Genomic DNA, 16,086 nt, shown 5'->3' on the forward strand with positions numbered 1-16,086 from the left:
AGAAAATGAACAAAACAGGATGCGTGGTTGTTAAGGATTTTAAGCGCCCGGCAAGGGAACTGGTAGAGAAGTTCGCAGGTGTGGCAGTGGCCAATCTGGATGACTGCATGAACCGTATCTCGGCGGTCCATGAGGATATATGTCCGGTTAATAAGAGCTGTCTGCTTGGTACCGCATTTACCGTAAAAGTACCGGAGGGTGATAACCTGATGTTCCATGTGGCCATGGACCTTGCAAAACCAGGGGATGTTATTGTGATTGACGCGGGAGGGGATACAAGGCGTTCCATCTTTGGGGAACTGATGGTTACATATTGCAGGAAGCGTGGGATTAATGGTATTGTAGTAGACGGGTCCATCCGGGATGCGGGCGCAATGGAGGACCTGACAGACTTTGCAGTATATGCCCGCGGTGTGACGCCTGATGGCCCTTATAAAAATGGACCAGGGGAGGTTAATACACCGGTTGTCTGCGGTGGGAGGACCGTATATCCGGGCGATATTGTCCTGGGCGATGAGGACGGCGTCATATTCATCCGCCCTTCTGAGGCAGAGGAGCTGCTGAAAAAGGTAAACGCCCTTCATGAAAATGAACTGAGGATAATTGAGACAATTGAAAAAGAGGGTACCTATATACGGCCATGGGTGGATGAGAAGATGAAATCCCTTGGTGTGGAATATGTGGAATATATGGAATTTTAAAATGGGGTAATATCAGAATATTGGGGGTAATGTTATGTTTACTACGGCAGTAAATGAATTAATGTATCTGTTTCTTTTTTTGCTTGCAGGTGTTGCGCTGCGCTCAGTGGTTAAGCCACTGCGTAAGCTGTACCTGCCGTCAGGCCTGATTGGCGGGGCGCTTGCATTGGTCATGGGACCGCAGGTACTGGGACTTATTAAAATCCCGGAAAACTGGTCCAGCATGGCGTCTCCGATGATTAATATTGTATTGACAACAACCCTTTTCGGCATATCCATCAGCCTTTCAAAGATGAAGTCCTTTGCAGGGGCAATCAGTTCCAACCTGCTGTCTTATTTTTCACAGCTTGCAGTCGGAATCCTGGCAGCATTGGGGCTTCAGAAGATATGGACAGGACTTCCGAGGGAATGGGGTGTCATGACGGTCTTTACCTACTGGGGCGGCCATGGGGCAGCAACCTCTTCGGGAACCCTGTTTGAAGAACTTGGGATAGAAGGGATGTTAAGTGTCGGGCTGATTCTTGCGACGCTGGGATTGATTGTTGCCATGGTGGTAGGAATGGTATGGGTTAACATCGGCGTCAGGAGGGGATGGGCAAGGGCATTGCCGGATGCCAAGAACAAGGAGGATGAAAGGAAGAATGACTATATACCCAGGGATAAGCAGAAACCGCTGGGGCATGCAACTGTTGCTTCTGACTCCATTAATGGCCTGGCGCTGCAGATGTGTTTTGTATTCCTCAGCATGTGGATTGGAAGCGTGATTTTCGGTGCGGTTGCAAAAGCCATCCCGGCGGCCAGCAATATCCCATCCCTTCTGTATGGTATTGTAGGCGCAATCATCGTATGGTTTGTGTTACGGAAAACCCACCTGGATAAATATGCCGATACGGACACCATAGACAATATTGGGGGAGTGGCCCTTGAAATCTGTATCTGTTCGGCAACAGCAACCCTGGACCTGAATTTTTTCGCAAACAATCTTGCGCCGATCATGATTCATATGCTGGTGGTAATCCTGCTCATGTCATTTGTGTGTATGGTCCTCATGCGCCGCTGGTTTGGTGAGGACTGGTTCCCGCTGGCATTGATGTTCTTCGGCGCGGGATGTGGGTCGACCCCGAGCGGGCTTGCTCTGGCACGATGTGTGGATCCGGATGTTAAAACCGAAAGCTGGGAAGCGTTCGGAGTGGCCCAGGGATGTTTTGTCCCTGTCACATCCACCCTGGTTGCCATACTTCCCGTAATCGCAATCAACAACATCTGGATATTGGTAGGTATCGGGACCGCCATATCGGCAGCGATGATTGCATTCAATGAATTTATTGTCAGGAAGCGGTAGTGGGGGAACTTCCACCCATCGAGTCTTTCACAGACGCGTTTGCGCAGAACCCTTTAGATGATTCATACTTCCTTCCAGCAAGGCTGTTTTCTATCCATAAAACCGTTATCCCTTGGGACAGTGCGCTCCGCGCATCAGGATGCACTGTCTGGAGGAGGCAGTTTTGGGATGGGAAACCGCCTTGTTTTTTGTGTGCGCATTTACCCGTCATCACTGCTAAAAATACATTTAAGGATATGGACGGGCAGAAACTGAAGGGAATGACCGGTTTTTATCCCATGTATGATTTTGCCGTCAAAATCGGCGCCGGTATGGGAGTAAGCTGTTCTTTTATAGGCATGGCACAGGTACTATCCAATATTCAGGCAATACCGGTGTGGTGTGATTCCCTTATACCGTTTAAATGTTTTGATAAAATAGCTTACATCGCTAAAACCACATCGATAGGCAACCTCTGTCAAGGTTAAATCAGAGGTACTTAATTCGCTGCAGGCGCGCTCAATACGATAGTAGTTCAAATAATCAATGGGGGTTCTGTGGATGATGGAATGGAAATAACTACAGAAATATTTGGGAGACATCCCGGCAATCCTGGACAATTCGTTCAGTGTCATGGCCTTCCCGTAATTACTGTCTATGTATTCCAGCACAGGTTTAAGCTGCATCATCTTCCTGGAAGATTTTGTATCATCAGCCTTATCCTGATAAAGCTTTTTCTGGTAAATGATTCCAAAGATTTCAAATAAAGTGCCCATGGTTATCAGCTCGCTTCCAGGCTCGCTGTGCTGCATGGATACGAAAAGATGGCCGATGATCCGGTGCAGGGAACGGTTGCTTTTTGTAAAATGATTCTGGACAATAATCTGATGCTTTGTAATGAGGCGGATATAAAACCGGCAGGTATCTGTGTGCATGAGAAGACGCTGGATATCAAACACAATACATTCATAAATGCAATTCTGGGGCAAACCGCCATGAATAACCCCCTCATTAATAAAAATGATATCCCCGGCTTTGGCTTCAAGCTCCTCATCGTCTAATTTTAAATAGAGGATTCCCTCCAAAATCCGGATGATTTCCAATTCTTTGTGACAGTGGAAGGGCATGTTATAACGGGGATGGTGCACGTCCACATGGTAATATTCAATAGGAAAGTCCGGGGTCCCGTGCTGCTTTTTTTCATTATAGTCCAAATAATGCATATTATCCCCTCCTTAAGATGGAAAAATGACCATAAAAACAGAGAGTTACAACGGATAGGTGGGTAAAATGACCAATAAAATGAATATCGTCATATTTTTTGCCATTATATCACAGCAAATAGCTGTATATCAATAGTATAATACAATTATGTAAAAGGAACACAAAAAATATAATAAGAGCACGGATAAATTAAAAAGAACATAATCCAAAAATAAGAAGGAGGACACACTATGGCAGCAAACAGATTGATCGGGGCTTATCCGGTCATCGGCATCAGACCCACAATAGACGGAAGACAGGGATATATGAAAGTAAGGGAATCCATGGAAGGACAGACCATGAATATGGCCAAAAGCGCGGCGGCCCTGTTTAGGGAAAACCTGTGTTACAGCAATGGGGAACCGGTAAACGTAGTGATTGCGGATTCCACCATTGGGCGGGTGGGGGAAAGCGCTGCCTGTGCGGATAAATTCCGCAGGGCCGGAGTGGATATTACCCTGACTGTGACCCCATGCTGGTGTTATGGTGCAGAGACCATGGACATGGACCCGCATACAATCAAGGGCGTGTGGGGATTTAACGGAACGGAGCGGCCCGGCGCAGTATATCTCGCCTCTGTACTGGCTACCCATGCGCAGAAGGGGCTTCCGGCTTTTGGTATCTATGGACATGATGTCCAGGATGCGGATGATACAAGCATACCTGAGGATGTAAAGGAAAAACTTCTCCGTTTCGGACGCGCCGCAGTGGCTGCCGCTACCATGAGGGGGAAGTCATATCTCCAGATAGGTTCTATCTGCATGGGAATTGGAGGTTCCATCATAGACCCGGCATTTATTGAGGAATATCTCGGGATGCGGGTGGAATCCGTAGACGAAGTGGAACTGATCCGCCGTATGAGTGAGGAAATATACGATAAAGAAGAGTTTGAAAAGGCCCTTGCATGGACAAAGGCAAACTGTAAGGAAGGCTTTGACAAGAACCCTCCCGAGGTCCAGAAAAGCCGGGAACAGAAGGATAAGGATTGGGAATTCGTAGTTAAGATGATGTGTATCATCAAGGATTTGATGAATGGGAATCCCAATCTGCCGGAGGGGCGGGAGGAAGAGCGGATCGGACACAATGCCATCGCCGCAGGCTTCCAGGGACAGAGGCAGTGGACGGATTTTTATCCCAATGGTGACTTCGCGGAGTCCATGCTGAATTCCTCCTTTGACTGGAACGGCGCAAGGGAGCCGTACATACTGGCTACTGAGAACGACACATTAAATGGGCTGGGAATGCTGTTCATGAAGCTGCTCACCAACAGGGCACAGATTTTTGCAGATGTGCGTACGTACTGGAGTCCGGAGGCTGTTAAGAAGGCGGCGGGATATGATCTGGAAGGAGTCGCAAAGGAAGCAGGCGGTTTCCTGCATCTGATCAACTCAGGAGCGGCCTGTCTGGATGCCACGGGGAGGGCCCTGGATGAAGACGGACAGCCGGTCATGAAGCCATGGTATGAGGTGACGGCGGAGGACCAGAAGGCAATGCTGGAAGCAACCACATGGAATGAGGCTGATTTTGGGTATTTCAGAGGCGGAGGCTATTCTTCCAGATATGTTACTAAAGCCCAGATGCCATGTACCATGATCCGCTTAAACCTGGTAAAGGGACTGGGACCTATGCTGCAGATTGCAGAAGGCTGGACCGTGAAACTGCCGGAGGACGTAACGGATATCCTATGGAAGAGGACGGACTACACATGGCCGTGCACCTGGTTTGCGCCCAGGGTGACAGGCCGGGGAGCATTTGCCTCCGCGTATGACGTGATGAATCACTGGGGAGCCAACCACGGTGCAATCAGCTACGGACATATTGGGGCGGATCTCATTACACTCTGCTCCATCTTAAGGATTCCTGTCAGCATGCACAATGTGCCTGAGGAAAAAATATTCCGCCCCGCAGCCTGGAACGCGTTTGGAATGGACAAAGAGGGACAGGATTTCCGGGCCTGTGCGGCTTATGGGCCTTTATATAAGTAAGGCGGTGTGTCTATGAACCATAAAAATGTGCTGGCAGTGGATTTCGGCGCTTCCAGTGGAAGGGTAATGCTGGGAAGCTTTGATGGGAACCGGATATCCATACAGGAAATCCATCGTTTCCCCAATGATCCGGTCATATTAAACGGAACCATGTACTGGGATTTCCTGCGGCTGTTTCATGAGGTGAAGCAGGGACTGGTGAAAGCCAGGAAGTATGGAAAGCTTGACAGCATCGGTGTGGATACCTGGGGTGTGGATTTCGGCCTGATCGACAAGGCGGGAAATCTTTTAGAAAACCCGGTACATTACCGGGACGCCCGGACCGCAGGGATGCTTGAAAAGAGTTTTGGGAAAATGGATAAGGACCGCTTTTATCAGATTACGGGCAACCAGTTCATGGAGATTAACACGGTATTCCAACTCTTGGCCCTGCTGGAACAGCGGCCCGGGCTTCTGGAGGGAACTTCCAGGCTTCTGTTGATGCCGGACTTATTTAATTATTACCTATGTGGGGCGCAGGTCAGCGAGTACTCCATCGCGTCCACCACGCAGATGCTTAATGCCCGTACTAAGATGTGGTCAAAGGAAGTGTTGGAAAGCCTCGGCATCCCGGAACGGATCCTGTGCGGCATCGTTCCATGCGGAACAGGACTTGGTCCCATGAAAACCGGGATCTGCCAGGAGCTGGGGATTGAGCCTGCAAAAGTCATTGCCGTGGCAGGACACGATACGCAGAGTGCGCTTGCGGCTGTTCCTGCCAGGGATAAGGATTTCATCTTCATCAGCTGCGGGACATGGTCGCTGTTTGGCACGGAACTGGACGGACCTGTTATCAACGGGTTGTCAGAACGGCTGAATATCACAAACGAAGGCGGGTGCCAGGGAAGGATTTCCTTCCTCAAGAATATTATCGGGCTGTGGCTGGTCCAGGAAAGCAGGAGACAGTGGATTCGTGAGGGAAAGGAGTACAGTTTCGGGCATCTGGAACAAATGGCCGCAGATGCAAAGCCATTCAAAGCGCTGATTGATCCTGATGCGCCAGAGTTTGTCCCGGCTGGAAACATACCTGAGAGAATCCGGGGATACTGCCGTGAAAGCGGACAGAGGGTGCCGGAGAATGAGGCGGAGCTTGTGAGATGCATCGATGAGAGCCTGGCGTTTAAGTACCGCATGACATTGGATGAAATTAAGATGTGTACCGGAAAGGAGTACCCGGCCATTCATATGGTGGGTGGCGGGACACAGAGCGGGCTTCTCTGCCAGATGACGGCCAATGCGTGTCATTGCCCGGTGATTGCCGGACCGGTGGAGGCTACCGTACTGGGCAACGCAGCCATGCAGCTGCTTGCCACAGGGGAACTTAGGGATCTGGATCAGGTGAGAAGTGTGGTAGGGGCTTCCGCCAAGGTAAGTATCTATGAGCCGAAGGATACGGATCAGTGGGAGCAGGTATACGGACAATATAAAGAAATGCTTGCCGCAGACTGAGGTTTATTGCGGTGGGATGGCAGCATATGAATGACCAAAGGCCGGGGTAACCCGGCAAAGAAGGAGGTATTATGGAATTAAGCTATATGGAACTAAGGGAACAGATCTGCGATGTGTGCCATAAGATGTGGCAGCTTGGCTGGGTGGCAGCCAATGACGGCAACGTGTCCGCCAGGCTGGATGACGGAACCTTTCTTGCCACTCCCACCGGAATGAGCAAAAGTTTCATTACACCGGAAAAGCTGGTCCGTATTGATGGGAAAGGTGAGGTGTTGGAAGGCCTTCCCGGATACAGGCCCTCTTCAGAGATTAAGATGCATCTCCGCTGCTATAAAGAGCGTGAGGATGTTAATTCCGTGCTTCACGCCCACCCGCCTGTGGCCACCGGATACGCGGTAGCCAATGTAGCGTTGGACGAGTATTCCATGATTGAGACGGTAATTGCCCTGGGTTCGATTCCGGTAACGCCTTACGGAACCCCTTCCACTTACGAAGTACCGGATAACATAGCGCCCTATCTGGGGGAACATGACGCAATGCTGCTCCAGAATCATGGGGCTTTGACCGTGGGGGCTGATGTGATTACCGCTTATTACCGCATGGAGACACTGGAACTCTTTGCAAAAATCAGCCTTAACGCCAGAATGCTGGGAGGTGCACAGGAGATATCCAGGGAAAATATTGACCGCCTTATCTCAATGAGGAAAGGATATGGGGTAACCGGCAGGCACCCCGGTTATAAAAAATACAGTAAACAGGGGGAAGACAGATGCTGAGAGGAATACCCCATATACTATCTCCTGAACTGCTAAAGATATTATGTGAAATGGGCCACGGCGACCGGCTGGTGATTGCCGATGGGAATTTCCCGGCAGAGTCCATGGGCAGGGATGCCCATGTCATACATATGGAAGGACATGGCGTGCCGGAGATACTGGAAGCAATCCTTTTGCTTTTCCCCCTGGACACCTACGTAGGACAGCCTGTCTGCCTGATGTCGGTGATGGACGGGGATACGGTTGAAACACCAATCTGGGATCAATACGTGACATTGGTGCAAGCGTGTGACAGCAGGGGCAGAAGTGCCGTGGGCCATATGGAACGGTTCAGGTTTTATGAGGAGGCAAAGAAAGCTTATGCGATTATCGCCACCAGCGAGCAGGCGCTTTATGCCAACATCATGCTGCAAAAAGGGGTAGTTACCGACCAGGGCCTGTAAATGGGTTCCGCCAAAACTGTTCAATTAGTAAAGAAACGGAAGGTGATGATGTGGGAGAAGTAATTCTGACCATGAAAGACATTGATAAGTCCTTTGTCGGGGTACACGCGTTAAAAAATGCCTGTCTGGAACTTAAAAAGGGCGAGGTCCATGCACTGATGGGTGAGAATGGCGCCGGAAAATCCACCCTCATGAAGATATTGACAGGAATCTACAGCAAGGACAGCGGTACCATTGTGTATGAGGGGCGCCAGGTGGAGTTTAAAAGTCCCAGGGAAGCGCAGGACGCCGGTATTGTGATCGTGCATCAGGAATTGAACATGATGAACCACTTAACGGTGGCCCAGAATATCTTTATCGGCAAAGAAAAAATGAACGGAAAGCTGATTGATGACCGCAGGATGGCGGAAGAGGCAGAAAAGCTGTTCGGATTACTGAATATCAAGATTGATCCAAGGGAAACAATGGGGAGGCTGACGGTGGGGCGCCAGCAGATGTGTGAGATAGCCAAGGCAATCTCTACTGATGCAAAGGTAATCGTATTTGATGAACCGACTGCCGCGCTGACCGATTCCGAAATCAGCGAGCTGTTCAAAATCATCCGTGACCTGAGGGCCAAGGATATCGGGATTGTATACATTTCCCACCGCATGGATGAGATCAACCAGATTACTGACAGGGTAACGGTCATGAGGGACGGGGAATATGTGGGTACGCTCATAACCAGGGATTCCACGAAAGACGACATCATCCAGATGATGGTAGGGCGCACGGTGTATGAGGAGCCTAAGAGCTTCAGCAATGTAAGGCCGGATGCCCCGGTGGTGCTGAAGGTTGAACACCTGAATGTTGGAAAAACAGTAAAAGACGTAAGCTTTGAACTCCGCAAAGGAGAAATCCTGGGTTTTTCAGGACTCATGGGAGCAGGAAGGACGGAGACGGCCAGGGCTATCTTTGGTGCTGACAGGAGGGACAGCGGCGATATTTATGTGAATGGAAAACGGGTGGATATCAGGAACCCACAGGACGCGGTTGACGCTGGGATCGGATATCTGTCGGAGGACCGCAAGCGCTATGGCGTGATAATCGAGAAAACAGTGGCTGAGAACACGACAATGGCTTCCCTGAAAGCATTCTGCAAAGGCATGTTTATTGACAAGAAAGCGGAAAAAGAAACAGCGGAACAATTTGTGGAGGCGCTGAGGACCAAGACGCCGTCCGTGGAACAGCAGGTGCGCAACCTGTCGGGTGGAAACCAGCAGAAGGTGGTCATTGCCAAATGGCTTACCAGGAACTGCGACATCCTGATATTTGACGAGCCCACGAGAGGGATTGACGTCGGGGCAAAAAGCGAGATTTATACATTGATGAATAATCTTGTAAAACAGGGGAAGTCCATCATCATGATATCCTCTGAACTGACGGAAGTGCTGCGGATGAGCGACCGGATCCTGATTATGTGTGAGGGCCGTAAAACAGGAGAAATCAGCATAGAAGAAGCTACCCAGGAAAAAATCATGCATGCCGCTACACTGAGGGAGTAAAGGGGAGGTTAAAGACATGTCGGATAATAAGAATCAGGTAAAAAAGGAGCCGGATGGATTGTTCAAGGCCATCGGCACTCAGAAATTGGTGGCAGTGATCGCATTGATTGTATTATTCATGTTCTTCTGGATTTTTGGGGACAATTTTGCAAAGTACAGCACACTGGTCAGCATTTTTGATTCGTCATATTATATTGGCTTTATGGCGATAGGCGTGACATTTGTGATCATCACCGGAGGAATCGACTTATCCATCGGCACGGTCTGTATCTGCTGTTCCCTGATTTCAGGGACGTTGTATACAAAACTGGGACTGCCTATGCCGCTGTGCGTTATCCTGGCCATACTGATGGGAGGCCTGTTCGGGCTTGCCAATGGACTTATGGTATCTGTCATGAGGCTTCCGGCCTTTATTGCCACACTGGGAACCATGATGATTACCAGGGGCCTGGGCTCAATTGTGACAAACACGGCGACCGTGACATTTCCACAGGCTTCCGCCCCAGGCGGCTCATTCAGAGGCATTTTCAAGTTAAAGGGTGCAGGGCTTCCGCAGGCCGGTATCCCCACGGGATTCATACTGCTGATTGTACTCGCAATCCTGATGGCCATCCTTCTCAACAAGGCGCGTCCGGGACGCTATATACTGTCCCTTGGGAGTAATAAGGAGGCGACCCGGCTTTCCGGTGTGAATGTGGTAAAGTGGGAGACCTTGGCTTATGTCATAAGCGGTCTGTTTGCCGGGCTGGCGGGCGTGTCTTATGCGGCAGTATACTCCACACTCATGCCTGGAACCGGAAATGGATTTGAACTGGATGCAATCGCCGGAGTCGTAATCGGCGGAACATCCCTGGCAGGCGGCGTGGGTTCCATATCGGGTACTTTAATTGGTGTTTTTATTATGTCCGTTTTGAAGACAGGCCTTCCCTTTGTGGGGGTACAGCCACATTATCAGCTGCTGATTACGGGATTTGTATTGATCATAGCAGTATTTGTAGATGTTTTAAATAGAAGGAAACAGGGGAAGGATTAGTACGCAATTGCTAATAACCCGCAAAGCGGGATAAAATAAGGGAGGATTATTCATGAAGAAAAAATTATTAAGTACAGTCATCTGCGCAGCAATGGTGTCCACGATGGTAATGGGCTGCTCCAGCGGAGCCAGCGCGCCCGCCACGACGGCCGCGGCAACGGCCGCTCCGGAGACAGAGGTAAAGGACACGACAGCAGGGGATACGGAGGCAGCCAAGCCGGATGGGACTGTGGATTACAGCGATGTCACGGTTGAGATTGTGGCAAAAGGCTTCCAGCATGATTTCTGGAAAGCGGTAAAGATGGGATCAGAACAGGCTGCAAAGGATTTGGGGCTTAAGTCTACCAATTTTGTGGGTCCGGCCAGCGAGAGTGCGGTCGCTGAGCAGATTGAGCAGCTGAACAATGCAGTCAACAAAGCGCCCAGCGCCATCTGCCTGGCTGCTTTGGACACACAGGCGGCCCTGGATGCTATCTCCAATGCCCAGGCAGCAAATATTCCGATTGTAGGGTTTGACTCCGGTGTGCCGGATGCCCCTGCAGGCGCCATTGTAGCCAATGCAGCCACGGACAACTATGCGGCAGGCGGTCTGGCTGCGGAGAAACTATATGAAATGATTAAGGACAAGGTCACGGATCCGGCAGAAGCGGTCAGGATCGGCGTTGTCTCCCAGGATGCCACATCCCAGTCCATTGGGGAACGGACCGGAGGTTTCATAGACAGGATGTGTACCTTAATCGGTGAGGATAAATGCACGGTAGTGGGCCATGATAAGTATAACAAGGCAGTTGACGGAGCAAAGGTGATTATCGATGTAGGCATTCCGGCAACCGTGGATGATGCGGCTTGCGTGACCGTGGCCAATACCCTGTTGAATAAAAATGACCTGATTGCCATTTATGCGTCCAACGAATTTACAGCCAAGAACCTGGTGACGGCCAATGAGAGTCTTCAGGTACTGGGGGCGGATAAAGTAATCGGCGTTGGATTCGACTCTGGTGCCATCCAGCTTGATGCCATCAAGAGCGGTGTCTTAGCAGGTTCCATCACGCAGAATCCGGTACAGATTGGATATCAGGCGGTTACCCTGGCCGCCAAGGCAGCCAAAGGAGAACCGGTAGAGGATGTGGACACCGGCGCGCTGTGGTATGACAGCACCAATATGGATTCAGCGGAAGTGGCTCCGTGTCTCTATAAGTAATATTTTATAGAGGTATCCTGATTTTTTGAGGTTTTCAGATAATAGTCCTGCATGGATGGACATTAATAATGTGGAAAATCCCTGATTTCTTTGATTAGCGAAGAAATCAGGGATTTTTTCTATTTAAATTGAGATAGCTATGGATTTTCCGAAATCCCATACCGGCATTTGGACAGAACAGTTTTATTGTTTGTTCCGAAAAGGATAAAAGAATCGTATTCCAGTTCCTCATAGGAGAAGCAATCGCAGGGAAAATGGATTATAATCGGAACTATCAAAGCTTTGTAAGATTTTATGCTGAGAGGGGGATGATATACAGTTGATGGTGAGAAAATGTGCTGGTTCCATTGGGGAATTAGTCGAAGGACCTATGTGGTGTAAAAAACGGAATAGTTTATTTTTTACGGACATATTAAACGGCACTGTCTTTGAATATATTCCGAAAACTGAAAAAATCCAGCATTGGAAGCTGGGGACTTATGTTGGATGTATTATACCTGGCAGGGACCGTGATGAAATGATTGCTGCGGTTGACGATTGCCTGAAGGTGTTTCATCCGGAGGACGGCAGGGCAGAAACCCTATGCCGCTTTCCCATGGCAGATGGTATCCGGTTCAACGATGGCAAATGCGGACCGGGAGGACAGCTGTGGATAGGGACGATGGCAGTCAGCGGGCAGAAGGACAGGCCGGACGGCGGGCTGTACCGGATTGGGCCGGACGGCCGGACCTGCTGTGTGGAGCCGTCCCTGGCAATCCCGAACGGAATGGCCTGGGATTTGGAAAAGGGAATATTTTACCATGTAAGGACGGAGGAGCAGGCTGTTTATTCTTATAGCTGCCATCAGGACTGGCATACGATACGGAATCCCAAGAAGTCCGTGGATTTATCCGGTGAGAAAGGTGTTCCGGACGGAATGGCCATAGACCGGGACGGAAACCTGTGGATTGCCATGTGGGGAGGATACAAGGTCATCTGTGTCAATCCGGCGTCCGGCATGAAGCTCATGGAGGTGGCGCTGCCGGATGCTGATGTATCCAGCTGTACCTTTGGCGGTGGACATCTGGATGAACTGTACATCACGACTGCCAGGGAAGGACAGGCCGGCGGCAATGTCTATGTGGCGGATGCTGGGGTGGCGGGAACATACCCCTATGAATTTTGTTGGAAAGAAGAGGAAGAAAAATGAGACGACCGGCAGCTTTAATAACGGGGGCGGCAAAGGGGATAGGAAAACAGATTGCCATTACCCTGGCTGAAAAAGGTTATGACATAGCGGTGAATTACCATACGGACCCGCAGGCGGCAAAGGAAGTCTGCCGCGAGGCGGAGTCCTTTGGGGCCAGGACGCTGGCTATTTATGCGGATATGTCAAAGGTTACGGACATAAAGGCGATGCACGGCCAGGCAGATGAAACCTTTGGAGGAGTTGACCTGGTGGTGAACAACGCGGGAATCAGCAGCGAGGTGTATTTCCTGGATGCAGAGGAAAAGGATTTTGACAGGATGACGGCGATTGACTGGAAAGGGCTGTACTTCAGCTCCCAGGAAGCGGCTAAAAACATGATAGCCCGCGGGATTCAGGGAGTGATCATCAATATCTCCTCCAATCAGACGGATGGGTGCTGGCCAAGGGCCACCATCTATGGGCCTACCAAGGCGGCGGTGTCAAAGTTTACGAAAAATGCCGCCATGGAGCTGGCCGGATACGGTATACGGATGGCTGCGGTAGCCCCAGGGTATACGGATGTGGGCTGGGAGCCGGATGATATACGGTGGGAGGCGGCGAAACGCCTGCCTTTTGGACGGTTTGCATCCACAAGGGAGATAGCCGAGGCCGTGGCATATCTGGCATCCGGACACGCGGCGTACATAACAGGCACCACCCTTACCATTGACGGAGGGGCAACGTTACCGGTGGTAGCGGCCAATGATTTCACATGAGGTTGAAGAATGGAAGATGAACGTTATTACAACAGATTATTAAAGGGGGACCAGGGGGCTTTGAAGCGCGCGCTCTATAAATCCATGGGATTTACGGACGAGGCCTTGCAAAAACCGCTGATAGCGGTTGTGAATTCCTACACCAATGCAACGCCGGGCCACTATAACCTGAACCAGCTGTGCGGACAGGTACAAAAGGGGATAGAGGCCGCAGGTGGGACTGCAATGGTGTTCGGCACCATCGCACCCTGTGACGGGATTGCGGAAGGTCATGACGGGATGCGTTATGTGCTGCCTTCCAGGGATCTGATAGCCTCCTCCGTGGAGTGCATGGTGAGGGCCCACCGGTTTGACGGCATGGTCCTGCTTGGCTCCTGTGATAAGATCGTGCCGGGTATGCTGATGGCTGCGGCCAGGATCAATATCCCGTCCGTGTTCCTTAATGGGGGACCGATGTATCCGGCTGTTTATAAGGAAAAGCATTATGATGGGAATATCGTGACCGAGGCGGTTGGATGGAAACAGCGGGGCGAAATCACCCAGGAGGAATTTGAGTACATAGAAAATATCGCGGAGCCATGCGCCGGTTCCTGCGCAATGCTGGGCACGGCCAACACCATGGGATGCCTTGCGGAAGTGATGGGTATGTCCCTGCCTGGCAGCGGCACCGTCCCGGCAGTCCTGTCCCGGCGTCTTTCCCTGGCCTATGAGTCAGGACGCGCGGTCATGGAACTTGTGCACAGGGGAATCCGTGCCAGGGACATACTCACAAAGGAGGCTTTTTATAACGGCATCACAGCTCTTATGGGCATGGGCGGTTCCACCAACGCCATCATGCATCTGCAGGCCATATACAAGGAGGCCGGGCTGGGCAGCCTGCCCCTGACCGTATTTGACGGATTCAGCAGGAAGGTTCCTCAGGTTGCGTCCATATACCCTGCCTCACCTTATGACATGGTGGATTTTTATGAGGCGGGAGGCGTCCCGGCGTTGTTAAAAGAGCTTCAGGAGTTCCTGCATGAGGGGGCATTGACGGTATCCGGGAAAACAGTGGGGGAAATCCTTGCAGGGACCCAGCCTGCCAGCAGAAGGGAAGTAATCAGGACAGCATCCCATCCGTTTAACAGCAATGGAGGGGTGGCAATCCTGACGGGAAACCTGGCGCCCCTTGGAAGTGTGGTGAAGCCGGCGGCAATCCCTTCCCACATGATGCATTTTGAAGGCCGGGCCAGGGTGTTTGCAAGCGAGCAGGAGGCCATTGACGGAATCCTGTCCGGCGATGTAAGGGAACAGTCCGTGGTAGTGCTCAGATATGAGGGACCGAAGGGCGGGCCGGGTATGCCGGAAATGTACCGTCCTATGAAATGCCTGGAGGGAATGGGGCTTTCAGGAAGCTGCGCCCTGATTACCGATGGCCGTTTCTCGGGTTCCAACCGCGGATGCTTTGTGGGACATATATCGCCGGAAGCGTTTGAGGGCGGCCTGCTGGCCGTTGTTGAGGACGGGGACCGCATCATTGTGGATATACCGGACAGGAAACTGACGCTGGACGTGCCCGAAGGGGAACTGCGTGAGCGGATGGCACGGTGGAGCGTGCCGGAGAAACAGATAGAACCAGGATACCTGGAAACATACAGGAAAATCAGCAGATCAGCAGCCCAGGGGGCTGTGGTGGAATGAGGAGGATGCAGATGCAGTGGTCGGATGACAAGGAATTATTTGGGAAAATGAGGGAAGTGTTGTATTCAGCCGTCATAGGGGATATATTGGATAAGATGCATTATTACCATCAATTCCTTCCGTGGAGGATACAGCCCCTGGATAAGGGCATGGTGGTGGCCGGCAGGGCCATGACCGTCCTGGAGGCAGATGCCTTTGAGGACGTATCGGATTCCCATAATCCGGTGATGAACAAGCCGTTTGGGTTGATGCTGGAAGCTTTGGATGATATAAAAGAGGATGAGGTGTACATATGCACGGGCGCTTCCCCGGATTACGCATTGGTGGGGGAACTGATGTGTACCCGCATGCAGATCCTGGGTGCGGCGGGAGCTGTGGTAAATGGGTTCCACCGGGATACAAAAGGAATTGAGGAATTAGGCTTTCCGTGTTTTTCCTACGGAAGATATGCGCAGGACCAGGCGCCCAGGGGCAAGGTGATTGACTACAGGGTGCCCATTGAGATAGAAGGGGTACGGATCCGCCCGGGGGATATCATATTCGGGGACATGGACGGGGTGGTGGTCATTCCCAGGGAAATTGAAGGGGAGGTAATCCGGCAATCCTATGAAAAAGCCACGGGCGAGAAGACCGTGGGGGAAGCCATTAAGAAGGGGATGCCTGCCAAGGAAGCCTTTGAGACGTACGGAATCATGTAAAAAACAGGA

At 51.0% G+C, this 16,086-nt stretch carries 14 protein-coding genes; 13 read left to right on the forward strand and 1 reads right to left on the reverse strand.

The window, feature by feature from the left end; translation table 11 throughout:
- The first annotated feature begins 5 nt into the window (after window positions 1-5).
- Entirely contained in the window at window positions 6-701 is a 696-nt protein-coding gene (locus tag MCJ35_RS03865; RefSeq protein ID WP_008722209.1) for an RraA family protein, read from the forward strand.
- A 34-nt stretch (window positions 702-735) separates the two neighbouring features.
- Window positions 736-2,043, forward strand: a complete 1,308-nt coding sequence (locus MCJ35_RS03870) for a sodium/glutamate symporter (RefSeq protein ID WP_025482882.1) — start codon at window positions 736-738, stop codon at window positions 2,041-2,043.
- 350 nt (window positions 2,044-2,393) lie between these two features.
- Here MCJ35_RS03870 and MCJ35_RS03875 read toward each other — a convergent pair whose 3' ends face one another.
- On the reverse strand, window positions 2,394-3,245 hold the full coding sequence (locus MCJ35_RS03875) for an AraC family transcriptional regulator (RefSeq protein ID WP_025482880.1): 852 nt from the start codon (window positions 3,243-3,245) through the stop codon (window positions 2,394-2,396).
- Window positions 3,246-3,476: 231 nt separating this feature from the next.
- On the opposite strand from MCJ35_RS03875, the gene MCJ35_RS03880 reads away from it, so the two are divergent.
- From MCJ35_RS03880 to MCJ35_RS03930, 11 genes are all read left to right on the forward strand, one after another.
- Complete coding sequence (locus MCJ35_RS03880; protein ID WP_025482878.1) at window positions 3,477-5,270, forward strand: L-fucose isomerase; 1,794 nt, start codon at window positions 3,477-3,479, stop codon at window positions 5,268-5,270.
- Between the two features lie 12 nt (window positions 5,271-5,282).
- Window positions 5,283-6,758 carry a rhamnulokinase gene (locus tag MCJ35_RS03885; RefSeq protein WP_025482877.1) on the forward strand — a complete coding sequence of 492 codons (1,476 nt, stop codon included), beginning with the start codon at window positions 5,283-5,285 and terminating at the stop codon, window positions 6,756-6,758.
- A gap of 71 nt (window positions 6,759-6,829) precedes the next feature.
- On the forward strand, window positions 6,830-7,534 hold the full coding sequence (locus tag MCJ35_RS03890) for a class II aldolase/adducin family protein (RefSeq protein ID WP_008722229.1): 705 nt from the start codon (window positions 6,830-6,832) through the stop codon (window positions 7,532-7,534).
- On the forward strand, window positions 7,528-7,977 hold the full coding sequence (locus MCJ35_RS03895) for an RbsD/FucU family protein (RefSeq protein ID WP_008722230.1): 450 nt from the start codon (window positions 7,528-7,530) through the stop codon (window positions 7,975-7,977). The genes MCJ35_RS03890 and MCJ35_RS03895 overlap by 7 nt, the downstream gene beginning before the upstream one ends.
- A gap of 50 nt (window positions 7,978-8,027) precedes the next feature.
- The gene (locus MCJ35_RS03900; RefSeq protein WP_008722231.1) at window positions 8,028-9,521 is read left to right on the forward strand and encodes a sugar ABC transporter ATP-binding protein; all 1,494 of its coding nucleotides are present in this window, start codon (window positions 8,028-8,030) and stop codon (window positions 9,519-9,521) included.
- Window positions 9,522-9,537: 16 nt separating this feature from the next.
- Entirely contained in the window at window positions 9,538-10,554 is a 1,017-nt protein-coding gene (locus MCJ35_RS03905; RefSeq protein ID WP_008722232.1) for an ABC transporter permease, read from the forward strand.
- 52 nt (window positions 10,555-10,606) lie between these two features.
- Window positions 10,607-11,755 carry an ABC transporter substrate-binding protein gene (locus MCJ35_RS03910; protein WP_025482875.1) on the forward strand — a complete coding sequence of 383 codons (1,149 nt, stop codon included), beginning with the start codon at window positions 10,607-10,609 and terminating at the stop codon, window positions 11,753-11,755.
- Between the two features lie 322 nt (window positions 11,756-12,077).
- The gene (locus MCJ35_RS03915) at window positions 12,078-12,944 is read left to right on the forward strand and encodes an SMP-30/gluconolactonase/LRE family protein (protein WP_025482874.1); all 867 of its coding nucleotides are present in this window, start codon (window positions 12,078-12,080) and stop codon (window positions 12,942-12,944) included.
- Window positions 12,941-13,699, forward strand: coding sequence for an SDR family NAD(P)-dependent oxidoreductase (locus tag MCJ35_RS03920; RefSeq protein ID WP_025482873.1), 759 nt, complete (start codon window positions 12,941-12,943; stop codon window positions 13,697-13,699). The genes MCJ35_RS03915 and MCJ35_RS03920 overlap by 4 nt, the downstream gene beginning before the upstream one ends.
- 9 nt (window positions 13,700-13,708) lie before the next feature.
- Window positions 13,709-15,379 (forward strand): dihydroxy-acid dehydratase, encoded by a 1,671-nt coding sequence (gene ilvD / locus MCJ35_RS03925; protein ID WP_025482872.1) that lies wholly within the window; start codon window positions 13,709-13,711, stop codon window positions 15,377-15,379.
- Window positions 15,376-16,077, forward strand: a complete 702-nt coding sequence (locus MCJ35_RS03930) for an RraA family protein (protein ID WP_227796930.1) — start codon at window positions 15,376-15,378, stop codon at window positions 16,075-16,077. The genes ilvD and MCJ35_RS03930 overlap by 4 nt, the downstream gene beginning before the upstream one ends.
- Window positions 16,078-16,086 lie beyond the last annotated feature (9 nt).

Source organism: Enterocloster sp. OA13 (genome assembly GCF_022440595.1).
Classification (GTDB): Bacteria; Bacillota; Clostridia; order Lachnospirales; family Lachnospiraceae; genus Enterocloster; species Enterocloster hominis.